Consider the following 23,040-nt stretch of genomic DNA (forward strand, 5'->3'; position numbering starts at 1 on the left):
AGATTGTGACTGTGCATCACGCTGCGGGCAACTTCGCCACTATTGGGCCTGTCAAGCCGCTAAGCTGCGTGCCTAAGTCAGCCATCCGCCAAGGGAATCGCCATGGGTCGAGTTGTTGCAGCCGCCGTGTACAGCCACGGCAAGAAAGTCGCGAGCATCAGCCTCGATGAAGGCAAGCAGTGGTCAAAAAAACCAGAGCATTTTGTCTGGATCGGCTTACATGAGCCCTGCCCCGAAGAGCTGATCAACCTGCAGCAGCAATTCGATCTGCATGAACTGGCCCTGGAAGACGCCCTCCAGCGGCACACCCGACCCAAGCTGGAAACCTTCGGCGATGCACTGTTTCTGGTGCTTTATTCGCCGATTCTGGTCGACGATGAACTGACCTTTGTCGAAACCCAGTTATTTGCCGGCAGTGGCTACATCATCAGCGCTCGCTACGGTGAGTCTGCGCCCTACTCTCAAGTGCGCCAACGCTGCGAGGCACGCCCGCTATTGCTTGAGCACGGCGAGGATTTCGTGCTCTACGCACTGCTCAGCTTCGTGATCGAAAACTACCGTCCGCTGATGGACAACTACCACCTTGAGCTTGAGGAGGTGGAACAGCACGTACTGAAAAACCCACTGAGCCAGGCCGATGTCGAGCGCATCCAGGGCCTGCGCCGCGATCTGCTCAGGCTGCGCCGCTATATCGGACCGCTGGCGGAAATCTGCAAAGAACTGCAACGCCTCGACTTTCCGTTTATCGACAAGAACATGCGCCCCTACTTCCGCGATGTGGCGATTCACGTCAACCGCTTGCTGGAAGACCTCACCGGCCTGCGCGAAATGGCCGACCACGCCTTCGAGATCGGCCTGCTGCTGGAGTCCTCACGACAAAGCATCACCCAACGCAAGTTCGCCGCCTGGGCAGCAATTCTGGCGTTTCCCACGGCAGTGGCTGGGATTTATGGGATGAATTTTCAAAACATGCCCGAGCTCACCTGGCAGTACGGCTATTTCGCCGTACTCGGGGTTATTACCACCGGATGCATCGGGCTCTATGCCAGCTTCAAGCACTATGGCTGGCTATAAAAATCGTCTGGAGCGATTTTTAACGTCGCGTAGCGGCGGCCCGCAGGGTGGCTGCCATGGATGGCACGCCATAAAAAAGCCCGGTCAGTGACCGGGCTTTTTCATACAACCGCGTGTCATTCAGCCAGGCCGGCACGGCCCTGAGCAACAAAGCGCATCATCCACTCGGCCACGGTGTGCCCCTGGTGGTCGTGCTGCAGGCTGTCGACGCCTTTGGTGTAGGCCGGTTCGCCGATATGCTGCTGGCGCAAATCGAGCAGGGCACGCGAATAATCGTGCACAAACTCGGGATGGCCCTGGAAGCACAACACCTGGTCGCCGATGCAGTAAGAGGCAATCGGGCAGAACTCGCTGCTGGCTAATAAGGTGGCATTGTCCGGCAGCTGGGTGACTTGGTCCTGATGGCTGATCAGCAGGGTCAGGTCTTCCAGATCAGGGCTCATCCAGGTCGGCTTGTTGCCCAAGCGGTACTGATGAATACCCACGCCCCAGCCCTGCACCGCGCGCTCGGCCTTGCCGCCCAGTAACAACGCGAGCAGTTGATGACCGAAACACACACCGAGCAGTTTGTCGCCACGGTTGTAGCGCTCCAGCAGGTAGGTTTTCAGTGTCTGAATCCAGGCGTCACTGCCGAAGGAGTCGGCTTTGCTGCCCGTCACCAGATAGGCATCGTAGCGCTCGCTGTCCGGCGGATAACGCCCCTCCATCACGTTGTACACCTTGAATTGGGCAGCAATCGGCTGGCGAGCAAACAACTGCTCGAACATGCGGCCATAACTGTCGTATTGGTCGACCAATTCAGGGCGAAGAACATCGGTTTCCAGGATGCAGATTTGCAGCGGCATATGGGCGGTTACCTAGGGCGCAGGAGGGTTAGCTAATCAGCGCGCAAGCGTGCCTGCTGACAGGGCACATGGCAATAGTTCAAGGCACAACCTGACCAGCTGCACCGCAGTTTCCCTGCTATCAGCCGGCTCGATAGTCACCATAAGCACCATTCACTTCTGCCATTACGTGCACGCGCCGATGATCTAGCCATCGGGCACTGCGCCCAACCAACCAGAGGGCATCACCATGACCAGTTTTTCCGCCATCGCCAGCCTGCTTGCCGCATCGGCATTCAACAGCAATCACAGCGCGCGCAGCCAACGCCAGACCGAAAAATTACAGGCTGCACAACTCAAGGCTGATCAGAACACCGGTAAATAACTGCGCCACCATAACCAGGAGAACGCCATGAGCATCGCCCAATCGCTGAGTAACCAGAACGTCTATGGCGTGACCTACGCCACTGTCGACGGCAGTGGCATCCACTTCGAGTCCGAGCTGGCCATCCAGTTAAGCGACGGCACCCTGACCACCCTGCGCATGCCTACCCAGCTGAGCGAGCGCCAGGCCATTCAGCAACTGGTGTGCGGCCGTCAGGCGTGCTGAGTAAGCAGCGTATTACGGAGCGGGCGCCGGACAGCTCAGGTCGCCCTCTTCACAGGCGCTCAACTGTTCCAGTTCATCGGCCCGCGACGAGGTTTTTGCGCTCAAACAGCCGTTCATCATCATCGGATAGGCTGAACCGCCCTCCACTGACGCCGACTCAAATGCACAGGCCAGGTCACGGAACTTGATCCAGGCCAGCTGCACGTCCTTGAGCTGCTGCTTTTGTCCATCATCCAAACGCTTGCGATAATCGCCGTACAGCTGATTCAGGCGTTTGTCCTGAGTCGCGTACTCCGCCGCCGCGCACTGGTTGAGGGTGAACTGATCCATGGCATTGGCGCAATCATCCGCCCATACCGGTACGGCCAGTAACCCCAGGCTGATTGCCAGCGCAGTATTGATTCCAACGTTCATAACACCCCTTTTGCGCCACACCCGCGCGGCCGTTGCAGCAGTCTAGCGGCCCCACTCAATAAACAATGCTCGGCACCATGGCTCGCGTTGCGTGGCCGCCATGGATGGTAGGCCATAAAAAACCGGCTCACAGGGAGCCGGTTTTCAGTGCATCCACTTTAACGCGACGGCGTTAGAAGCTCTGATTTTTCGCGGCCTTGTCCAGCAACAACGCCGGCGGCAGGAAGCGCTCGCCGTACTGCTCGGCCAGGTACTGGGCGCGGGCGACAAAGTCTTGCACACCGTACTGGTTGATGAACTGCAACGCACCACCGGTCCAGGCAGCAAAGCCTATGCCGAAGATCGAGCCGATATTGGCGTCAGCAACCGATGTCAACACGCCCTCTTCCACACAGCGCACGGTCTCGATGGCCTGGATAAACAGGATGCGATCGCGCACGTCGAGCTGCGAAATTTGCGCGTCGCACTTCTCGAAGCGCGTCTTCAGCTCTGGCCACAAGTGCTTCTTACCACCCTCCGGATAATCATAGAAGCCAGCGCCGGCCGCCTTACCGGGACGCTTGTACTCGTTAAGCATCATGTCGATGACGGCGTAAGCCGGATGCTCAGGGATCTGCTTACCTTCGTCCGCCAGATCCTTAATGGTTTGCTGGCGAATATGATTCATCAGGCTCATCGACACTTCGTCGCTGATCGCCAACGGGCCAACCGGCATGCCGGCCTTGCGCGCTTCGGTCTCGATCATCGCCGCCGATACGCCTTCGCCAAGCATGGCCAAGCCTTCATTGGTGAAGGTGCCGAATACCCGCGAGGTGAAGAAGCCGCGACTGTCGTTGACCACGATCGGGGTTTTCTTGATCTGCATGACGTAGTCGAAGCCGCGCGCCAGGGTTTCATCGCTGGTCTGTTCGCCCTTGATGATTTCCACCAGCGGCATCTTGTCCACCGGACTGAAGAAATGCAGGCCGATAAATTTATCTTGGTTCTGTACAGCTGCAGCCAAGCCCGTGATCGGCAAAGTTGAGGTATTGGACGCGATCACCGCATCAGACAGCGCCGCACGCTCGGCAGCGGCAGTAACCTTGGCCTTGAGGTCGCGGTCTTCAAATACCGCCTCAATGATCAGGTCACAGCCTTCGAAGTCAGATTCGCGAGCACTGGGCTTGATCCGCGCCAGGATGCCATCGCGTTTTTCGGCACTCATCTGGCCACGGCTCACCTTCTTCGCCAACAGCTTGGCCGAGTAGTCTTTACCCTTCTCGGCCGCGTCAATGGAGATGTCTTTGAGCACGACATCGATCCCAGCAACCGCCGACACGTAGGCAATACCGGCACCCATCATGCCGGCCCCGAGTACGCCAACCTTTTTGGTCACGTAGGGTTCGAAGCCTTGCGGGCGTGAGCCTCCGGCGTTGATCTCGTTGAGCTGGAACCAGAAGGTACCAATCATGTTCTTCGCCACCTGGCCGGTGGTCAGCTCGGTGAAGTAGCGCGCTTCGATGATTTGTGCGGTATCGAAGTCAACCTGGGCACCCTCAACGGCGGCGCACATGATCTTCTCCGGCGCCGGGAAGCAGCCTTTAGTTTTGTCACGCAGCACGCTTGGGGCGATGGCCAGCATCTGCGCCACATTCGGGCTCGACGGCGTGCCACCCGGGATCTTATAACCCGTGACATCCCACGGCTGCTTCGGCGCCGGGTTGGCGGCAATCCAGGCGCGGGCCTTGGCCAGCAAGTCATCTTTGTCGGATGCCAGCTCATGAATCAAACCGGCTTTAAGCGCGGCATCCGGGCGAACCTTCTTGCCTTCAGCCAAGTACGGCAGAGCCTTTTCCAGACCGAGCAGGCGCACCATGCGCACCACACCGCCGCCGCCCGGCAGCAGACCGAGGGTCACTTCCGGCAGGCCCAGCTGCACGCTGGAGCTGTCTAGCGCGATACGGTGATGACAAGCCAGGCAGATTTCCCAGCCACCACCGAGCGCCGCGCCATTGATGGCAGCCACCACCGGTTTACCCAAGGTTTCCAGGCGGCGCAGTTGGCCTTTGATGTTGAGGATCATGTTGTAAAAAGTTTGCGCGTCAGCCTTGGTGACTTTGATCAGCTCACCCAGGTCGCCGCCGGCGAAGAAGGTCTTTTTCGCCGAGGTCACAATCACCCCAGCAATAGAGTCTTTTTCAGCTTCCAGGCGCTCGACAATCTTGCCCATGGCTTCGCGGTACACCGCGTTCATGGTGTTGGCGCTCTGGCCGGGCATGTCCATGGTCAGCACGACGATATTGTCCTGGCCTTTTTCGTAACGGATGGCGTCAGTCATATTCTTGCTCTCATCCCAAAGTGGGGGACGTAGGATGGGTTGAGCCCCGCGATACCCATCAAACGGGGCGATGGGTATCGCTTCGCTCCACCCATCCTACGGTTCAGATTCGTTCGATGATGGTGGCAATACCCATACCGCCGCCCACGCACAGAGTGGCCAGGCCATAGCGCAACTGGCGCTTCTCCAGCTCGTCGAGCAGGGTGCCGAGGATGGCGCAACCGGTCGCACCCAGCGGGTGGCCCATGGCGATAGAGCCGCCGTTAACGTTGACCTTGTCTTCGCTGACGCCCATTTCCTTCATAAACTTCATCACCACCGAGGCGAAGGCTTCGTTGACTTCGAACAGGTCGATGTCCGCGATATTCAGCCCGGCTTTAGCCAGGGCCTTACGCGTAGCCGGCGCGGGGCCGGTGAGCATGATGGTCGGGTCGGTGCTGGTCACAGCGGTGGCAACAATGCGCGCACGTGGCTTGAGGCCCAGTTCGCGGCCCTTGGCTTCGGAGCCAATCAACATTAAGGCCGAGCCATCGACGATGCCTGAACTGTTACCCGGCGTGTGCACGTGATTGATTTGTTCGACGTGGCTGTAAACCCGCAGCGCCGTGCTGTCGAAGCCCATCTGACCCATCATCTCGAAACTTGGCTTGAGCTTGCCCAGGCCTTCGAGGGTGGATTCTCCACGGATAAATTCGTCGTGATCGAGCAATACGATGCCGTTCTGGTCGGCTACCGGAATCAGCGACTTGCTGAAGGAGGCGTCCTTGCTGGCGCGAGCGGCTTTCTGCTGCGAGCGCAGGGCAAAACTGTCGACGTCAGTACGGCTAAAGCCTTCGAGGGTGGCGATCAAATCGGCGCCGATACCCTGTGGGGTGAAATGAGTGTGCATATTGGTGGCCGGGTCCATCACCCAGGCGCCGCCATCGGAGCCCATGGGAATGCGCGACATCGACTCGACGCCACCCACCACCACCAAATCTTCAAAACCGGAACGCACCTTCATCGCGCCGAGGTTCACTGCTTCCAGGCCCGAGGCGCAGAAGCGGTTGAGCTGCACGCCCGACACGCTGACATCCCAATCGGCAACCATGGCGGCCGTCTTGGCAATGTCTGCACCTTGATCGCCCACCGGCGTCACGCAGCCCAGCACAATGTCATCGACCTGGCTGGTATCGAGGTTATTGCGCGTTTGCAACGCCTTGAGTAGGCCGGCAACAAGGTCGACGGGCTTGACGCTGTACAGCGCGCCGTCTTTCTTGCCCTTACCGCGGGGCGTGCGCACCGCGTCGAAAATAAATGCTTCGGTCATGGCGTCCTCAGACCTCCAATGGAGGGTGGCTAGCAGCGCAGGTCGAGCCCACGCCTGTTTTTGTTGAATGCAGTCACCATACGCCGCGCACAGGCAGGCTCAATGACCGAAATGCTCAGGCCTATTGACCGCTCAGCTCAGACAAACGGTCAATCACTGAGCGAAGGGCAATAAGCGCGTCTAGCTCAAGGCCCGCGTGCCTATAACAAGGCCTGCGTCATAACCGCTGGCAACTAACCCGCGCACCTTAGTAATCAAGGCGTCTATAGCTCGCCGCTGCGCGCTCCTACAGTTGAATCAAGCCACCGGCAAATAGCGTGCAGGTCGGTTGCTGTAGGCGTCGTCGCCGGGTTTTGCCGGGACGGTTTGAATGATCAATACGAGGCGTGGCGTCGCATCCGCACATTGCGCAGGACAGCGACGACCACCCGCAAAAAACAACAAGGCCAACCGCCATGTTCAATCCAGTGAAAATGCGTCAGGCAGGCATGATCGTGTTTGCTACCACAGTCATTCTGATTCTTCCCAACCTGACCCGCTTGGTCAGCTAAGCCCTGATTTCCTGCCCTGCCCGCCACCGTGGAGTGAGCCGGCAGCGGCAGCACAGCCTCGACAAACGCGTGCAAAGCAGCGCCTGTGCTAGGGTGATTTCAATCAACCCTAGGAGTTCGTTATGCGCCGTTTAATTGCCACTCTCGGTTTCCTCATCAGCCTGCCGCTGATGGCAGGCGAAGCCGAACTCAACGCTGCGGTCACCGCCTTACAATCCACCGATACGCTGCTTATAGATGTGCGTACGCAGGAAGAATTCGAAGCCGGTGCCTTGCCAAACGCCGAACGTATTGGCCACGAACAGATTGCCAGTCAGATCAGCGCCTTGGCCCCGGACAAAGACACACCCATCGTTCTTTACTGCCGCAGCGGCCGCCGCTCTAGCATCGCCGAAGAAAGCCTGCGCGCCATGGGCTACAAAAATCTGATCAACGCCGGCGGCTACGACGAACTGAAACTCGCCCTGGAGTCGCAGGATTGAACCAACGCGCGCTATGGATAGGCTTGCTGACCTTACTGCCCTTCACCCACCTGCATGCAGCCGAACTGACGCTGGAACTGGGTAACGGCAGCCAGCGTCTGAGCAGCACCCAACTGCTCGCCCATCCGCAGGCGCAACGCGTCAAGATCAGTGACGACGTCAGTTACAAACGCAGCATGCACTATCGCGCCGTGCCGTTGGCCGCGCTGCTGGACGGCGTGCAGCCAGGTGATCACCTGCAACTGGTGGCTAGCGACGGCTTTGCCGCTGAACTCTCCGCCGCCCCCATACTGAGCCAAACCGGCAGCCAAGCCTGGCTGGCCATCGAAGATCCGGCACAACCCTGGCCAGTTTTAGGCAAAAGCAAACCCAGCGCCGGGCCGTTCTACCTGGTCTGGCAAAACCCAGCCGCTAGCCAGATCGGCCCGGAACAGTGGCCATTTCAGCTCACCGCCATCCGCAAACTAGCTCCCGTAGAACAGCGCTTTCCGCAACTACTCCCAGCCGCCGACGCCAGCCCGGCGGTGCAAGCCGGCTTTGCCCAGTACCAGAAGAACTGCATGGCCTGTCACCGCTTGAACGGTGCCGGCGACTCGCAATTGGGCCCCGACCTGAATATTCCGCACAACCCAACCGAGTATTTCAGTGGCGACTTTCTCACCCGCTATATCCGCGACCCACAGAGCTTGCGGCGCTGGCCGCAGGGCAAGATGCCGGGGTTTGCGGTTGAGGTATTGAGTGACAAGGAACTGGGGGAGTTGGTTGAGTATTTGGGGCATATGACGGGGCGGAAGATGCAGCCTTGAGGGCTTTACGAAGAGTAGTGAACACTTTACTTACTCCCTAGCACCGTTTTACAAAAGATCTTGGTCGACTAGACCGACGCTTTTCGCCTTTACGGCGAGTCACTTTCTCTTGCTTCGCACAAGAGAAAGTAACCAAAGAGAATGCGCCTCTGCATCCGGGTTTCGCTACGCTCCACTGATTCGCTTCGTTCACCCTTCGGGCCAGCCTGCGACTGTTACTGCGCTTCGCTTCGTTCCCCTCGCTCCGGTGTTGCTCCGGGGCCGGCTTACAAGGGCCGTCCCTGGCCCTTTAAGCCTCTCGCCGCATCCATGCGGCTCGTCCCCCTACGCAACACCTACGCTCAGCCTCCTGACGGGATTTTGCACGCGCATCTGAAATGTGTGTTTAGAAACCAAAATGCCTAAAGCCCTTGGCTTTGGCTTGTAGTTAATTCCCACAAAACGTGCAGACGACGCCAAACGCCCCTTCAGGAGGGTGAACAGAATCGTTGTGAAACGAAGCGCAGCGGAGTAACAGCCGCAGGCTGGCCCGCAGGGCGAGCAAAGCGAGTCAAGGGGTTGAGCGACATGGATGCGAGAGCCGCGATGGGCCATGGATGGCCCTTCGCGGCGGGCCCCAGGAGCAACGATGGCGTGAACGAACCCTGCCGCAGGCAGGGCCGGATGTCGGGGCTAGACCTTTTGGTTACTTTTCGGCGACTGACACAGCCGAAGGCTGAACGTGCTTTAGCACGGCCCCGAAGGGGTGAGCGAAGCGAATCAAAGTGACTCGCCCGTAAGGGGCGAAACCAAAATCAGAAATCACCACGCTAATGAACTTGTCGCAGAACCTGAACAGAAAGCATCAAAAGCTCGCGGCTAAAGCCTCTCCTACGGACTAACCCACCGTACAAAGCCAGCGCAGCGCCCCTACTGCTGTTGCACCCGCACCAACGGTGCAACCTCAACCTGAGCATGCATCTGCTCAACCCCACCACCCCGGCGCATACCTCTTACCGGGCAGGCATCCAGATAGTCCAGGCCCACGGCCAACTTCAAATGCCGCTCCGGTTTGGCCAAACAGTTGGTCACATCAAAGCTGTACCAGGCGTCGTCCAGCCAGGCTTCGGCCCAGGCGTGGCTGGCCAGGTGGTCTTCGCTATCGGTAAACAGATAACCCGAGACATAACGCGACGGGATGCCCAGGCTGCGCGCACAAGCCAGAAAGGCGTGAGCGTGATCCTGGCAGACACCTTTACCGCCGGCGAAGGCTTCAGCCGCGCTGGTTTCTACGGCGGTGGTGCCCGGCTGGTAGCTGATATGCGCATTGAGTGCATGCATCAAGTCGATCAAGCCGCTGCGATCCGGCCGGCTATGGCTTTGCAGCTTGGCGAACTCGCGCAGGGCTTCATCAGCCTCGGTCAGGCGGGTAAAGCGCAGAAACGGCAGCGCCGACTGGCTTTCGTGTTCGGCCTCGCGCGCTTCGTCGATCTCCACCTGGCCACGGGCGCCGATGACGATGGATTCGTGCGGCTCATCCAGGGTCAACACATGCAGGATATTGCCGTAGGGATCGAGCTGCGCGCGCACCGGACGCGGCAAGGTCAGCTGCCAACTGAGTACCTGCTGACGTTCGCTGTCGTGCGGGGTCATGCGCAGGTACTGAATGCTGTTACGCACCTGATCTTCATAGCGATAGGTGGTGTCGTGGCTGATGGACAGTCTCATGCGACCTCCAGGTAGGAGCTTTGGATGGCTTGGCCTAACTGGCGAACCAGCAGGATGAAATCGGTGAGCCAGGCGTGCAGGCCCTCGTCGAGTACTTCTTCGATGCTGGTGTAGCGCAGCCGCGCTTCCAGTTCGGCGGCCAGGCGTTGGGCCGGGCGGCCGTTGTCGCCGGGCAGGCTGGCGAGCATCAGGTTGAGTTCGTCCATGCAGGCGCGCAGCGAGCGCGGCACATCGGCGCGTAGCAGCAGCAGCTCAGAAACTTTGCGCGTACCAGGCGAGCCACGGTAAATCTCGGCAAACGCCTCGAACGAGGACAACGCACGCAGCAGCGCGGTCCACTGGTAGTAGCTGCGGGCCGGGCGACCGTCGATTTCGTCGATGTCTTCGCCGAGCATTTCATAGCGCGCATCGAGCAGACGCAGAGTGTTGTCGGCGCGCTCGATAAAGGTGCCCAGGCGGATAAAGCGGTACGGGTCGCCGCGCATGATGGTGCCGAAGGTGGCGCCACGGAACAGGTGCGAGCGCTCCTTGACCCACTCGCAGAAGCGGCTGATGCCGTAACGACCGATGCCTTGCTCGGCGATGCCGCGAATCTCCAGCCAGGTGGCGTTGATGTTTTCCCACATGTCGGCGGTAATGCGCCCGCGCACCGCATGTGCGTTGCTGCGCGCGGCCTGCAGGCAGCAATAGATGCTGCCTGGGTTGCTCGCATCCAACGCAAAGAAGTTCAGCATGCGCTCGGCGTGCATCGGGCCGTGGCGCTCTAGGTAGTCATCCAGGGTGCCGGTAATCAGCAGCGGCAGTGCCAGTTCTTCCAGGCCATCGCCACGGCCGTCCTGCGGCATCAGCGACAGCGAGTAACTGACCTCAAGCATGCGGGCGAGGTTTTCCGCGCGCTCCAGATAGCGCGACATCCAGTACAGATCAGAGGCAGTACGACTCAACATGATGAATCCTCCACCACCCAGGTGTCTTTGGTGCCGCCACCCTGGGACGAGTTGACCACCAACGAGCCATCGCGAAGCGCAACGCGCGTCAGGCCGCCGGGGACGATGCGGGTTTCTTTGCCGGACAGAACGAACGGCCGCAGATCGATATGCCGCGGCGCGATACCGCGCTCGACAAAGGTCGGGCACGTCGACAGGCACAGGGTCGGTTGGGCGATATAGGCTTCGGGGCGGGCAATTAGCCGGGCGCGGAAGTCTGCGATTTCAGCCTTGCTCGCAGCAGGGCCGACCAGCATGCCGTAGCCGCCGGAGCCTTGGGTTTCCTTGACCACCAGCTGTTCCAGGTTGGCCAAAACATGCGACAGCTCAGCCGGTTTGCGGCACTGGTAGGTCGGCACATTTTTCAGAATCGGCTCTTCGCTCAGGTAGAAGCGAATCATGTCATCGACATAGGGGTAGATGGATTTGTCGTCCGCCACCCCAGTGCCGATGGCATTGGCCAACACCACATTGCCGCTGCGGTAGCAGGCCAGCAGACCGGGCACGCCAAGCATGGAGTCCGGATTGAAGGCCAATGGGTCGAGGAAGGCATCGTCGAGGCGACGGTAAATCACATCCACCTGCTTGGCGCCCGAGGTGGTGCGCATAAACAGCTTGTCGTCGCGCACGAACAGGTCGGCACCCTCAACCAACTCCACGCCCATTTCACGGGAGAGGAAGGCATGCTCGAAATAAGCGCTGTTGAAGCGCCCCGGGGTCAGCACCACGACGTTGGGATTATCCAGCGGGCTGGAGGCTTTAAGGGTGTCGAGCAGCAGGTTCGGGTAATGATCGATCGGCGCCACACGCTGGGCGGCGAACAGTTCGGGGAACAGACGCATCATCATCTTGCGGTCTTCGAGCATGTAGCTGACGCCGCTGGGTGTGCGCAGGTTGTCTTCCAGCACGTAGTAGCTGCCGTCGCCATCGCGCACCAGATCAATGCCGGCGATATGGGCGTAGAGGTCGCGATGCAGGTTGAGGCCCTGCATGGCGATCTGGTAGCCCTCGTTGGCCAGCACCTGCTCGGCAGGCACGATGCCGGCCTTGATGATGCGTTGGTCGTGATAGAGGTCGGCGAGGAACATGTTCAGCGCCTGCACGCGCTGAGTGCAACCACGCTCGACGATGCGCCATTCACTGGCAGGAATGCTGCGCGGGATGATGTCGAAGGGAATCAGCCGCTCAGTGCCCTGGTCATCGCCATACAGGGTGAAGGTGATACCGGCGCGGTGGAACAACAGGTCAGCCTCGCGGCGGCGCTGCGCCAGCAGTTCCTCCGGCGTATCCGCTAACCAACGGGCAAAGGCTTGATAGTGCGGGCGGACAGCGCCACTCGCTTCGTACATTTCGTCGTAAAAGGTGCGGGCCATGCCGTACTCCTTGTCACCCGGACATGGAGACAGCTTTGCAAAGCCCGCGCCATCGACGACAACGCTTATATTTCAATGAGTTAGATATTAGACCCAGGCAACACGCACCAAGCCTGGGCGCCTTGCTGAACGACAGGTCACGGCGCGCGCCGTTTTAAGGCGCGCACGCCTGAATGGCTTGGGCACTCAGAAAAACGCAGAAACCCACACCAGCCAACCTCAGCAGCTTGGCAACGGCGCGGGTCTGGCTACCCTGCATAAGCGCCCGCAATGCCACAAAAGCCCCACCGTATGGAGCACTGCGGCCATGTGCTGGTCAGGCGCCTTCTCGCACCTGAAACACATTACCTTCCGGGTCGTATCCGTCGCAGGCTCTGAAACCACGGGCTTCCCATTCCTGGCTTTTAGCCCCGACGCTCCCTCCAAGCTCTGCCGCCCGCAGGCGTGCAGAATCGATGCTCGCCACCGGCAAACAAGGCTTGATGGGGGTATTTTCACGAATCTGTGGGGGTTCAGTTATCTGGATTTGCGCCGCAATTTTCGTGGGGATGCCATGAATAACCAGTTGAAACCCTTCCTGGTCTAAAACGATGTGACCCTTGTCGGCGTGGGCGACGCTCATCTCTACGACTTCTTGATAGAAGTGCGCCAGTTTTCGGATGTCTTTGGCAAATACAACAATGCTAGGTTTCGGCTTGGGCTTCATCTCAAGACCTTTCCATGGTGTGAGTAAGGTAACGAAAATTCGCAGTGTCGATTGGCCAAGGTACTGGCTGTCTCGCCTGCGTATCAGAGACCAGCCAAGTATAACCAGTGGCGATAGAACCCCTCGGCAACGCGGTTCAGTTCAACGACCTTGGCCGGCAAGCCTTCGAGCATCTGCGCCCTGCTCTGCTGGCTGGGCTGGCTATCGTCCAGCAGATGATGCCAGTCGCCGAGCCATTGACGCACTAGGGCTTCGTCCATTTCCGGGTGGCCTTGCAGGGCCAGCAGCTTATCGCCCCAGGCAAATGCCTGGTTGCTGCACCAGGGGCTGCCGAGCAAGGGCTGCGCGCCAGCCGGAATGGCAAAGCTGTCGCCATGCCATTGAAACATCGCGAACTGCGCCGGCAGGTGCTGCAACCAAGGGCTGGGCGCAGCCTGATCGAGACGACTCAACGGCTGCCAGCCGCTTTCGGTGTAAGGCATGCGAGTAATGTCCGCACCCAGAGCCTTGGCCAGTAACTGGCCGCCCAGGCAGTGGCCGATCAGCGGGATGTCGCGGCGGATCAAGTGTTGCAGCGCGGCCACTTCGGTTTGCAGCCAGGGCAACGGGTCATTCACGCTCATCGGCCCACCCATGATGGCCACGGCCTTGGGGCGATCAAGATCGATGCCCTCCAGCTCGCCCAAATCGGCGCGCAGCACGGTAAATGCGTGGCCAGCCTGCGCCAGCACCTTGCCCAAATGGGCCGGTGGACAGTAATCAATATGGGTAAAAATCAGAATGTCGGTCATGCGCCGAGTCTGATGCAAAGCGCAGGCTGGGGTCGAGAGGCGATTGGTGAGGGAGATACATACGTGGGGCTGATACGAAACCGGCCAGCTTGAGGCTGGCCGGTATTTGAGACCATCAGGGCTGCAGGTTTCTCACTTCCTGGGTAACGCCCCACCCATCCAGCTTGCCGCCAAGCGGCGCCACAACTGACTCCAGGTCATGCTCGAAGTCATCAATACCGTGATACGTCGCGAACATTACTTTACTGACTTGCAGGTGCCAAACGCCGTCATCACGTTCGGTCACCAGGGCGTGGAAAGACTCTCCACGGAACTTGCGGGTGGCCAAGCGGGCCCGCTCCTCATCCGGAAAAAGGGCATAGAACTCGATGGGATGAAAGCTGGCAAAGTCGAAGCCACCCTCTTTCATCCGCCGTAAAACCCCATTGCTGACATCATCGTGCAAGGCTGTGCTCATGAAGTGACCTCCTCAGGCGATGGACAAATTCACAGGACGCTAAAGAACCAACAAGGTGTCGATACTGCAGTGCAACGACCTGGTAAACGCTTTCCCATTGCTACCGCTAGAGCTTCAGCGGTGTTGCGGCACCCAGTGCAGTGCCACCCGAGAATCAAGCGATCAAGCTGCTTGATATGTCATAAGCCAGACCTGAAACCAGGGTCTGGCCAACGCAGGCGTGTTCAGAGCGAACACGTCAGACGCGTTAATTGCAGACTAGTCCTATCGCGTAGCCTTTGCCCAGCTAAAAATATCGTCCGCCTCAATCGCGACCTAACCAGGCCATGATGCGCCGGGTCAGCCAGGCTGGTGTCAACTGGCCGGACCAGTACATCAGTTTGAATTGCAGACTGATTGGCCGGTGTACCGCACGACTTTGCGCTTGCATCCAGGCAGCCTGGGCCACGGCGTGCGCATCCAAGTTAACCCCTAAACGGCGCAGTACAGGGGCCTGAAAGCGTTGATTGTTAAGCATCGGCGTGCTGACAAAGGGCGGCATCAGATCACCGACGCGGATGCCGTGCTTGGCCCATTCCAAGTCCAGCGCTTCGGTCAGCCCGCGTACGGCGAACTTGGAGGCCGAGTAACTGGCCAGATGCGGCACGCCATACAGCCCGGAGGCCGAGCCCATGTTGATCACCTGCGCTTGCGGTGTGGCGTTCAGATACGGGAACGCCGCATGGGTCATGTTTAACAACCCCTGCACGTTGATTTGCAAAATTCGCGCATGCTCGGCCAGCTCAATGTCCTCGAAATGGCCACAGTGCAAAATACCGGCACTGTTAAACAGCAAACGTAACTGCCCACCATGCAAGGCGCAAAAATCCGCCAAGGCAACCTTGACCGCTGCCGGATCAGTTACATCCAGCTCGGCATGCCAGACGTTACCCAGCTCGCCTGCCAGCTTGGCCAGCGCCTGATGATTGATATCGAGCAAACCGACCTGCCAACCGTGCTGATGAAACAGCCGTGCGGTGGCCGCGCCGATCCCCGAGGCCGCACCGGTAATCAAAATATTGCGCACTCAGCAGCCCCGCTCACGCAGAAAGCTCACCACTTCGGCCAGAGCAAAATCGGCGGCCTTAAGCATGCCCGCGTGGGCCTGGAACACGTGCCACAGGCCTGGATAACGCTGCAGGCGCACATCCACACCGGCGGCTTTGGCTTTGTCGGCAAAGCGCAGGCTGTCATTACGCAGAACCTCGTCTTCACCCACCTGGATCAGCAGCGGAGCCAGCCCTTGGAGGTCGGCAAACTGTGGCGATAACCCGGGGTCGTCATGCGCCACGTCGGTTGGGCAATACAGCTTCAACGCCAGTTCCACCCACTTAGGATGGATCAGCGGATCACCCGCCGGTGGCTCGTGAAGCTGCGTACCGGTGAAATCAGTTACCGGGGAAAAACACACCAACGCCGCGGGCTGCGGCAAACTCAAATCGCGCAAACGCAAGCTGGTAATCAGGCTCAGGTTGCCACCGGCTGAATCACCGCCCAGCACAATCTGCTCAGGTCTGTAGCCTTGTTCAAGCAGAGCCTGAAACGCCGCCAGGGCATCTTCGCGTGCCGCCGGGTATTGATGCTCCGGCGCCAGGCGGTAGTCCAGTGCGCACACGTCCATCTGCCCACGCTTAGCCAAATTGGCGCAAATCGCTCGATGGGTATTCGCTCCACCAATCAGAAATGCCCCGCCATGCAGGTACAACAGCACAGTGCCACGAGCCCCCTGCGGCTTGTGCCATTCGCAAGGTCGCCCGCCCAGCGTGCCAGCGCTGCGGGTGACCCCGCGCGGAGTCGGGCTGGCGGCGGTTAGCAGGCGCAACACCGCGCGCTGCCCGGCAACCGGCATAGGTGGGCGCACCAAACCACGAAAAAACAGGCGCAGACTGGTACGCAAAACGCTGCGCAGGAACGCCTGATCGGCCGCTGGGGCAGTGAATTCAACGGGTGCATTCATAGTCATTTAACTCCGGTGCGCGGGTCTGCTGGCGGTAGGTAAAGGTATAGCCCGGCCAGTTGTTGGTGCTTTTGCCAGAGGCGGTTTTGTACCAGCTTGAACACCCTTGTTCCCATATCGTTCGATGTGAGCTGGCCTGGATCTGCTGATTAAAGCGCTGCTGTGCCGTGGCCTTCACATCCAGATAACGCACTCCCTGGCGCAGCACATCAAGGCAACTCAACACATAGCGAAACTGACTCTCAAGCATGTAGATAATCGAGTTGTGGCCCAGGTTGGTATTGGGTCCGTAGAGAATAAACAGGTTGGGAAAGCCGCTGACGCTGATGCCTTTATAGGCTTCGGCACCGTCACGCCAAGCCTGGTTGAGCGACAGCCCGCCCAGCCCGGTAATGTGCATCGGCGCGAGGAAATCCGTGGCCGCAAAGCCGGTGCCATAGATCAGCACATCGCAGGGGTGCTCGCGGCCATCGGCGGTGACGATGGCGGTTTCAGTGACGGCGCTGATCGCCTCGCTGATCACCGACACATTGGGTTGCGCTAACGCTGGATAGTAGTCATTGCTGATCAGGATACGCTTGCAGCCCATGGGGTAATCCGGCTGCAGCTGAGTGCGTAAATGCGGGTTACTGATGTGCTGATTTAGCTGACGCTCGAAACTGAAGCGAAACAGCTTCATCAGCCGCGGGACACTGATAAACGCCAGACCGCGTACCTCGTACTGGATGTATTTGAGGCCACGATCAATGCGCTGCAGCCACGGCAGCCGGCGCATCACGGCGAGTTCCCAAGGTTTGTACACGCGGTCTGGTTTGGCTAATACATAGGCCGGCGAGCGCTGGAACAGCTTGAGGTCGGCAACCTTGGGCTGGATCTGCGGAACAAACTGAATCGCCGAAGCACCCGTACCGATCACCCCCACGCGCTTGCCGGACAGGTCCAGATCATGCCGCCAACGCGCCGAGTGGAAAGCCTCGCCCTGAAAACGTTCTATACCGGGCAGCGCGGGAAAGGTCGGCTGATTGAGCTGTCCACAGGCGCTGATCAGCACTTCGGCGCAGAGCTCTTCACCATTGCTTAGGGTTACCCGCCACAGCGCGGCTTCGGCATCAAACGCTGCCGAAGCCACTTCGGCATTGCAGCGAATACGCGAGCGCAGCTGGTACTTGTTCACGCAGTGCAGCATGTAGCCGTGAATTTCCGCCTGGGGCGCGAATTTACGGCTCCAGTCGCTTTTCAGCTCAAAGGAAAATGAATACAGGTGCGAGGGCACATCGCAGGCCGCGCCGGGGTAGCTGTTATCACGCCAGGTGCCGCCTACTTCTGCAGCCTTCTCTAGGATCAGAAAATCTTCGATACCGGCTTTCTGCAACTGAATGGCCATACCCAAGCCACCAAAACCGCTGCCAATAATCAGCACGCGCAACGGTGCCTGATTCTCGGAGTTGTTATTCATTGTTGTATCCCCAACCGCAAACAATGCGAATGACAAGATGCTACTTGTCAGCTGCCTGGCGGGTTATGGCATAGTCGGCCAATTGATTGTGACTTTCGGACAGATGCATGCCCGCCAATGCCGTTCACCTATCCAGGCGCAGCATCATCAGCGCTCAACTGCTGACGCAACTAGGCCTCGATCACGGCCTGAGCGTCGAACGCTGCCTGCACAACACCGGCCTCAGCCCCCTGCAGCTGGCCGAGCTGCACAGTGAAATCGAAGGGGCGCAAGAGCTGCAGCTGATCCGCAATCTGATCGACGCCCTTCCCGCGCAATACGACCTGGGCCTGCAAGCCGGCCTGCGTTATCAGCTGACCACCTATGGCATCTGGGGCTATGCCTTGCTCAGCAGTCAGACGTTCCGCCAAGCCGCCGAACTCGGTCTGCGCTACCTGGACCTGACCTTCGCCTTCAACCGCATCACCCTGAGCGAAGATGCCAGCCACGCCCACCTGGAGCTTGACGGCAGCCACTTGCCGGACCCGCTGCGTGATTTCTTACTGCTGCGCGATGCGGTCGCGGTCATGGTGATTCAGCGCGAGTTGACCGGCGCTCGAATACCCCTGAGCCACGTGCAGTTGAGCATGTCAACGCCACACAATCCGGCGCCATTTATCGAACAGTTTGGTCTGCTGCCGGAGTTCGCTTGTGCGCGCAATCGCATCAGCTTCCTACGTCACCTGTTGGATTTACCCCTGCCCCGCGCCAACCCTCACAGCACCCAGCTCTGCGAGCTGCAATGCCAGGCCTTACTGGCCAAGCGCCAAGTGCGCAGCGGCCTGGCCGGGCAGATTCGTGACCGCTTACTGAGTACACCGGGGCGGCTGCCGGATATGGAGTTGATCGCCCATGAGCTGAACCTCAGCAGCCGCACCTTGCGTCGTCACCTGAAAGATCAGGGCAACAGCTTTCGCCAGTTACAGGAAGAAGTGCGCCAAGCCCTGGCCGAAGAACTGCTGGCCATCATCAGTCTGAGCCTGGAAGAGATTGCCGAACGTTTGGGCTACAGCGAAGTGTCAAACTTCCTCCATGCTTTCAAGCGCTGGAAAGGCCTGACGCCTGGGCAGTATCGCCAGACGCTGAGCTGAACGGCGCAGCTGACGCCTTATCGCCCAGGCTGACCTTTTGCCATTTCGTCCGTCACATTGGCACTTTCCACCCTCAAGCACGCGACCATTTGCGCCGATACTGCTGAGCACAACCTACTGATTGGAGCTTGCATGCGACAGGGTTTTCTCGGGCAGTTCCTGCCACATGATTTGACCGACCAGGCCAGCATTCTGTTAGCCCGCACCCTTGCCTTCAGCGCCTTGTGCAGCGTGGTTATCGGCCTTTACGCTGCATCAAGTGGGCCGCATGGGCAACGATGAGCTGATGTATGGCTCGTTGCTGCTGGTACTGGGCATGCCGTTGATGCTGATGGTGCTGCGCAGCGCTGTGTTGCCGCTAGCCGTGGCAGCGAATATGGCGTTGGCCTGTATGGCCAGCTACTCGATGTTGCTGACCTACCAGTTGGGCGGCCTGCACTCGGCACACATCTATTGGCCGGTGGTGATCATCGTTTTCGCCTACCTGCTGGCCGGAGCCCGCAGCGCCATTGTCTGGAGCCTGGTGCAAGTGCTGTTCGTGTTCGGGTTGATCCGCCTGGAACGCAGCGGTGCCAGCCTGCCAGTATTCGAACTGAGCCCCCCCGGGATGCCGCCGTCAACACCTACTCGGGCTACATCCTGCCGGCGCTGACCGTGTGGTAGGCACAGTGGTACAGCGCGCAACTGCGCAACCAGGCGCTGGCCGATGCCGAACAGGCCCTCAGCGAATCCCGCGAGTTCGGTCAACGCGCCGCTCGGTGGCATCGTCGATGAAGTGCGCAGCACCGCCAGCGACCTGCTGCAAATGGCCGGTCAGCTGCAACAGACTCTTGGCGGCATTCGCCAGCGTTGCCAGAGCATCGACACCGATGTGCAGCAACAAGCCGATGCCATGCAGCAACTTGATCTGGCACTGCATCACGTATTGGACAGCCTCGCCGCCAGCACCGGCCATATGCAGCAGCTCAGCCAGGACACCCAGCACAGCAGCAGCCAGGTGAATGCCTGTGCACAGCGCATGGAAGACGCCCAGGCCAGCAGAGCAACCAGCGCATCGCCAAATCCATGCAGATGATCAGCGCCATCGCACAACAGACCAATCTTCTTGCGTTAAATGCGGCTATTGAAGCGGCCCGCGCCGGCGAGCATGGTCGTGGCTTTGCAGTGGTGGCCGACGAGGTGCGCAGCCTGTCGCAGCGCAGCAACTCAACGGCCGACACGGTGCAGAGCGTGCTCAGCCAATCGCAGCAAATCATCGACACCGGTGCGGCCTAGGTCAGCGATGTCGGCAGGCCTTGAGCAGCAACTCCGGGCTGACCGACAACCTCTCGCAATAGATCCTGCAGCACAGCCAAGCGCTGACCAGCGCCCACAAGCAATTGATGCACGTGCGTGACAACAGCGGCGCACAGCATCAGACCAGTCTGCGTCAACGCGAAGCCAGCGCCGAATTATTGGATGCCCAGGAATCACTGGTGCAACTGGGGCAGCAGTTGGAGCAGCTTTCCCATCAGCTGCATCAGCGCGTGGCCGGGCAGCATTAAAGTGAAAATATCGGATCTGTAGGAGAGAGTTGCCTAGCTATGAGAGAGGTTCACATACTCACCATTTTCCATATACAGAACCTGATCAGTTGCGTTCATCAAAAGACAACGCAATCGACGCGCTAGACTAGGTATCAAAATATTCATCGCTTCTTCGACGACCAGCCATTGCAGTGTATGTAATTCAGAGTCACAAACAGTTAACTCCCTGATTAGATCGTCAGACAGAACCCCCCCATTAAAGAGCAGATGCAAACCATCTGCAAAATTGTCATGCGCAGAAACATAATCCACACACAACAACTCTTGGGGCTCCAATATGAGCCCCAATTCTTCCCTCAGTTCACGACACAAACCAGAGCGCGGCGACTCGTCACTGTCAACCACACCTCCGGGCAGAAGCCAGCCCTCACGGTAAACGGGCTTCACCAACAGTAACCGGCTAGCCTGATCCCGAATCAAAGCCCCAACAGCTACGCGCTTAGTCGGGAAATTTAAAACTTTCATATACAACACCTTTAGTTAGAAACCCTAAAATAACCCTGCTCCAAGCGGAAAGGAAAACCCTAATCCGGATGCGGGGTCAAATAGTACTCACACGTTTTGAAAGTCAGTTCTGCACTGACAGTCGGCCGAGCTGCGGGTATTGTTCGGCCATGAGCCAATCACCCGACACCCTGCTACTGAGCTATCAGCCGCCCTGGCAGTGGCAACAGTTCCATGCACACTTTGCCTTGCGTGCCCTGGCTGGAGTGGAATGCCTGCAGCCACACAGTTACGCACGTAGCGCGCACCTCGATGGCCAGCGCGGCTGGTTCCGCGTGCAGACGCTGGCTGATCAACCCGCACTGCAGCTGCACTACAGCCAATCGCTGCAGCCTTGCCTGGCAACCCTCATCGCACGGGTGCGCAAGATGTTTGATTTGGACTGCCAACCGCAGCAGATCAGCGCGCATTTTGCCAGCGATGCGCAGCTCGGGCCGCTGGTAGCACGCAACCCTGGGCTGCGCTTACCGACTGCCTTTGAACCCTTCGAGCAAGCCGTACGCGCCATCGTTGGCCAGCAGGTCACGGTCAAAGCAGCAGTGACCATTACCGGCCGCCTAGTTAGCCGTCTGGGTGAAGCGCTGCAGTTTGCTGACGCACCTGAGATTCAACGGCTGTTTCCCAATCCTCAGGCAATCGCCAACGCCAATCTGGATGGCATCGGCATGCCCGGCAAGCGCGTGCAAACCCTGCAACACTTCGCCGCGCTGGTGGCCAACGGCGACCTGCGCCTGGACCTGCAGGACGGCTACACGGCCTTTGTCGAGCGGTTGTGCGCCCTGCCTGGCATTGGCCCGTGGACCGCGGAATATATTGCGCTGCGCGCCTTTGGCGAGGTCGATGCCTTTCCCGCCAGTGACCTGGGCCTGCTCAAGGCACCGGTATGGGGCGTGGCTGGCATCGACGCCAAACAGCTCAAGGCCCGCGCCGAATCCTGGCGACCGTGGCGCGCCTATGCCGCCGCGCACCTGTGGCACAACTATTCAGAGGGCTGAGCCGATGTTCTACCGTTACCACGACAGCCGGATCGGTCGCCTGCTGCTGGCCGCTGACGAAACCGGCCTGCAAAAGCTGCTCATGGATATCGATGACAAGCCCTGGCATATCGGCGAACACTGGCGCAGCGCGACAGATGAGCTGGATAAGGTGTGCAGGCAACTGGATGAGTATTTCGCCGGGCGTCGGCAGCGCTTCGAAGTGCGCCTGGCGCCGCAAGGCACGACGTTTCAGCAGGCCGTATGGCAGGCGCTGCAAAGCATCCCGTTTGGCCGCACCAGCTGCTACAGCGCCCTAGCCGCAGAGATCGCGCGCCCCAAGGCAGTACGCGCCGTCGGCGCAGCCAATGGTGCCAACCCGATTGCCATCATCATTCCCTGCCATCGAGTGATCGGCCGTGACGGCAGCCTCACAGGTTATGCCGGCGGTCTACCGCGCAAAGCGCTGCTGCTCAAACTGGAAGGGGCGCAGCTGCCGGAACAGCGGTTGCTGAGTATTTAACTCTTTGATTGAGGTTGCGCTGCGTACGGCAGTCATTAAGTTGGAAATTAGCTGGATCACCCGTGCCGGGTGCAGTGGCGTGGCGCAGCAACAGCACGGCGCGACCTTCGCGCTGCGCTGTCCAAGCCTGTTCATCGCTTGCCAGGACAGCGCCGCCGAACAAGCACAGCGCCAATAACCACGCGCCGGCCCGCCACTTTTCTAGAGTTTGACTGTGCCACGCGGGCCCATCAGCGCCCAGATGATCAGGCCGATCACCGGCAGCAAGACGATCAGCAATATCCACAACACCTTGATGCCCGTTTCGGCGTTGCTTTTGATCACGCTGAGAATCGCCCAGATATCCAGCGCCAGAATAACCAGACCCAGTATGCCGTTAAACATTGAACCCATACGATGTCGCTCCTATGCGAAGAGGTCGCTTAACTAGGATAGACACTGGTTAGAAGAGTTCAGTGGATTGA

General features: G+C 59.3%; 27 protein-coding genes and 1 pseudogene. 13 read left to right on the top strand and 15 right to left on the bottom strand.

The features are described from left to right. Positions 1–102 precede the first annotated feature (102 nt). Complete coding sequence (locus D8779_RS18290) at positions 103–1,074, top strand: magnesium and cobalt transport protein CorA (protein ID WP_136665902.1); 972 nt, start codon at positions 103–105, stop codon at positions 1,072–1,074. Between the two features lie 116 nt (positions 1,075–1,190). On the opposite strand, the gene D8779_RS18295 is transcribed toward D8779_RS18290, so the two are convergent. Next, positions 1,191–1,919 carry an amidotransferase gene (locus tag D8779_RS18295; protein ID WP_136665903.1) on the bottom strand — a complete coding sequence of 243 codons (729 nt, stop codon included), beginning with the start codon at positions 1,917–1,919 and terminating at the stop codon, positions 1,191–1,193. A 229-nt stretch (positions 1,920–2,148) separates the two neighbouring features. On the opposite strand from D8779_RS18295, the gene D8779_RS20950 reads away from it, so the two are divergent. After that, a complete protein-coding gene (locus tag D8779_RS20950) occupies positions 2,149–2,283 on the top strand; it encodes a hypothetical protein (RefSeq protein ID WP_276605893.1) in 135 nt (44 codons plus the stop codon). Positions 2,284–2,310: 27 nt separating this feature from the next. Next, the gene (gene ptrC / locus D8779_RS18300) at positions 2,311–2,508 is read left to right on the top strand and encodes a type III secretion system co-regulatory protein PtrC (protein WP_136665904.1); all 198 of its coding nucleotides are present in this window, start codon (positions 2,311–2,313) and stop codon (positions 2,506–2,508) included. Between the two features lie 12 nt (positions 2,509–2,520). Here ptrC and D8779_RS18305 read toward each other — a convergent pair whose 3' ends face one another. The 3 genes from D8779_RS18305 to D8779_RS18315 form a co-directional block, all read right to left on the bottom strand. Beyond that, the gene (locus D8779_RS18305; RefSeq protein WP_136665905.1) at positions 2,521–2,922 is read right to left on the bottom strand and encodes a lysozyme inhibitor LprI family protein; all 402 of its coding nucleotides are present in this window, start codon (positions 2,920–2,922) and stop codon (positions 2,521–2,523) included. Between the two features lie 172 nt (positions 2,923–3,094). Beyond that, positions 3,095–5,239, bottom strand: coding sequence for a 3-hydroxyacyl-CoA dehydrogenase NAD-binding domain-containing protein (locus D8779_RS18310; RefSeq protein WP_136665906.1), 2,145 nt, complete (start codon positions 5,237–5,239; stop codon positions 3,095–3,097). A 103-nt stretch (positions 5,240–5,342) separates the two neighbouring features. After that, positions 5,343–6,548 carry an acetyl-CoA C-acetyltransferase gene (locus D8779_RS18315; RefSeq protein WP_136665907.1) on the bottom strand — a complete coding sequence of 402 codons (1,206 nt, stop codon included), beginning with the start codon at positions 6,546–6,548 and terminating at the stop codon, positions 5,343–5,345. A 673-nt stretch (positions 6,549–7,221) separates the two neighbouring features. Between D8779_RS18315 and D8779_RS18320 the strand changes: the two genes are divergently transcribed. Then, positions 7,222–7,581 (top strand): rhodanese-like domain-containing protein, encoded by a 360-nt coding sequence (locus D8779_RS18320; RefSeq protein ID WP_136665908.1) that lies wholly within the window; start codon positions 7,222–7,224, stop codon positions 7,579–7,581. Beyond that, positions 7,578–8,387, top strand: coding sequence for a c-type cytochrome (locus tag D8779_RS18325; protein ID WP_136665909.1), 810 nt, complete (start codon positions 7,578–7,580; stop codon positions 8,385–8,387). The genes D8779_RS18320 and D8779_RS18325 overlap by 4 nt, the downstream gene beginning before the upstream one ends. Before the next feature lie 909 nt (positions 8,388–9,296). On the opposite strand, the gene D8779_RS18335 is transcribed toward D8779_RS18325, so the two are convergent. From D8779_RS18335 to D8779_RS18375, 9 genes are all read right to left on the bottom strand, one after another. Continuing rightward, positions 9,297–10,094 (bottom strand): transglutaminase family protein, encoded by a 798-nt coding sequence (locus D8779_RS18335; protein WP_136665911.1) that lies wholly within the window; start codon positions 10,092–10,094, stop codon positions 9,297–9,299. Continuing rightward, positions 10,091–11,041: an alpha-E domain-containing protein gene (locus D8779_RS18340; RefSeq protein ID WP_136665912.1), complete on the bottom strand. Its 951-nt coding sequence runs from the start codon at positions 11,039–11,041 to the stop codon at positions 10,091–10,093. Before D8779_RS18340 ends, D8779_RS18335 begins: the two co-directional genes overlap by 4 nt. Beyond that, positions 11,035–12,453: a circularly permuted type 2 ATP-grasp protein gene (locus tag D8779_RS18345; protein WP_136665913.1), complete on the bottom strand. Its 1,419-nt coding sequence runs from the start codon at positions 12,451–12,453 to the stop codon at positions 11,035–11,037. Before D8779_RS18345 ends, D8779_RS18340 begins: the two co-directional genes overlap by 7 nt. Positions 12,454–12,769: 316 nt before the next feature. Then, entirely contained in the window at positions 12,770–13,159 is a 390-nt protein-coding gene (locus tag D8779_RS18350) for a VOC family protein (protein ID WP_136665914.1), read from the bottom strand. Between the two features lie 83 nt (positions 13,160–13,242). Continuing rightward, complete coding sequence (locus tag D8779_RS18355) at positions 13,243–13,950, bottom strand: type 1 glutamine amidotransferase (RefSeq protein ID WP_136665915.1); 708 nt, start codon at positions 13,948–13,950, stop codon at positions 13,243–13,245. A 115-nt stretch (positions 13,951–14,065) separates the two neighbouring features. Continuing rightward, on the bottom strand, positions 14,066–14,407 hold the full coding sequence (locus tag D8779_RS18360) for a ribonuclease E inhibitor RraB (protein WP_136665916.1): 342 nt from the start codon (positions 14,405–14,407) through the stop codon (positions 14,066–14,068). Positions 14,408–14,711: 304 nt separating this feature from the next. Further along, positions 14,712–15,473 (bottom strand): SDR family oxidoreductase, encoded by a 762-nt coding sequence (locus D8779_RS18365; RefSeq protein ID WP_136665917.1) that lies wholly within the window; start codon positions 15,471–15,473, stop codon positions 14,712–14,714. Next, positions 15,474–16,403, bottom strand: coding sequence for an alpha/beta hydrolase (locus tag D8779_RS18370; protein WP_136665918.1), 930 nt, complete (start codon positions 16,401–16,403; stop codon positions 15,474–15,476). Then, positions 16,387–17,859 (bottom strand): flavin-containing monooxygenase, encoded by a 1,473-nt coding sequence (locus D8779_RS18375; protein WP_136665919.1) that lies wholly within the window; start codon positions 17,857–17,859, stop codon positions 16,387–16,389. The genes D8779_RS18370 and D8779_RS18375 overlap by 17 nt, the downstream gene beginning before the upstream one ends. Before the next feature lie 107 nt (positions 17,860–17,966). On the opposite strand from D8779_RS18375, the gene D8779_RS18380 reads away from it, so the two are divergent. The 5 genes and pseudogenes from D8779_RS18380 to D8779_RS20580 all read left to right on the top strand — a co-directional run bounded on the left by D8779_RS18380 (position 17,967) and on the right by D8779_RS20580 (position 20,533). Next, the gene (locus tag D8779_RS18380) at positions 17,967–18,989 is read left to right on the top strand and encodes an AraC family transcriptional regulator (RefSeq protein WP_136665920.1); all 1,023 of its coding nucleotides are present in this window, start codon (positions 17,967–17,969) and stop codon (positions 18,987–18,989) included. Between the two features lie 268 nt (positions 18,990–19,257). Next, complete coding sequence (locus tag D8779_RS18385; protein ID WP_136665921.1) at positions 19,258–19,641, top strand: hypothetical protein; 384 nt, start codon at positions 19,258–19,260, stop codon at positions 19,639–19,641. Between the two features lie 54 nt (positions 19,642–19,695). Further along, positions 19,696–20,064 carry a methyl-accepting chemotaxis protein gene (locus D8779_RS18390; RefSeq protein ID WP_136665922.1) on the top strand — a complete coding sequence of 123 codons (369 nt, stop codon included), beginning with the start codon at positions 19,696–19,698 and terminating at the stop codon, positions 20,062–20,064. Continuing rightward, positions 20,064–20,216: pseudogene (locus D8779_RS18395) on the top strand (methyl-accepting chemotaxis protein); the annotation flags it as partial. The gene D8779_RS18390 and the pseudogene D8779_RS18395, both read left to right, overlap by 1 nt. A 155-nt stretch (positions 20,217–20,371) precedes the next feature. Continuing rightward, positions 20,372–20,533 carry a hypothetical protein gene (locus tag D8779_RS20580; protein ID WP_167492596.1) on the top strand — a complete coding sequence of 54 codons (162 nt, stop codon included), beginning with the start codon at positions 20,372–20,374 and terminating at the stop codon, positions 20,531–20,533. A 33-nt stretch (positions 20,534–20,566) separates the two neighbouring features. On the opposite strand, the gene D8779_RS18400 is transcribed toward D8779_RS20580, so the two are convergent. Beyond that, a complete protein-coding gene (locus D8779_RS18400) occupies positions 20,567–21,040 on the bottom strand; it encodes an NUDIX domain-containing protein (protein ID WP_136665924.1) in 474 nt (157 codons plus the stop codon). 149 nt (positions 21,041–21,189) lie between these two features. Here D8779_RS18400 and D8779_RS18405 point away from each other — a divergent pair, with 149 nt between their 5' ends. Genes D8779_RS18405 through D8779_RS21185 form a run of 3 tightly spaced genes read left to right on the top strand, consistent with a single transcriptional unit; the run spans position 21,190 to position 22,754 of the window. After that, a complete protein-coding gene (locus tag D8779_RS18405; protein ID WP_136665925.1) occupies positions 21,190–22,074 on the top strand; it encodes a DNA-3-methyladenine glycosylase family protein in 885 nt (294 codons plus the stop codon). 4 nt (positions 22,075–22,078) lie between these two features. Further along, positions 22,079–22,576, top strand: coding sequence for a methylated-DNA--[protein]-cysteine S-methyltransferase (locus D8779_RS18410; RefSeq protein WP_136665926.1), 498 nt, complete (start codon positions 22,079–22,081; stop codon positions 22,574–22,576). A gap of 4 nt (positions 22,577–22,580) precedes the next feature. Then, positions 22,581–22,754: a hypothetical protein gene (locus D8779_RS21185; protein ID WP_205895845.1), complete on the top strand. Its 174-nt coding sequence runs from the start codon at positions 22,581–22,583 to the stop codon at positions 22,752–22,754. Positions 22,755–22,777: 23 nt separating this feature from the next. Here D8779_RS21185 and D8779_RS18420 read toward each other — a convergent pair whose 3' ends face one another. Continuing rightward, a complete protein-coding gene (locus D8779_RS18420) occupies positions 22,778–22,969 on the bottom strand; it encodes a PLDc N-terminal domain-containing protein (protein WP_136665927.1) in 192 nt (63 codons plus the stop codon). Positions 22,970–23,040 lie beyond the last annotated feature (71 nt).

The sequence above is a fragment of the Pseudomonas leptonychotis genome, assembly GCF_004920405.1.
Taxonomy (GTDB): Bacteria; Pseudomonadota; Gammaproteobacteria; order Pseudomonadales; family Pseudomonadaceae; genus Aquipseudomonas; species Aquipseudomonas leptonychotis.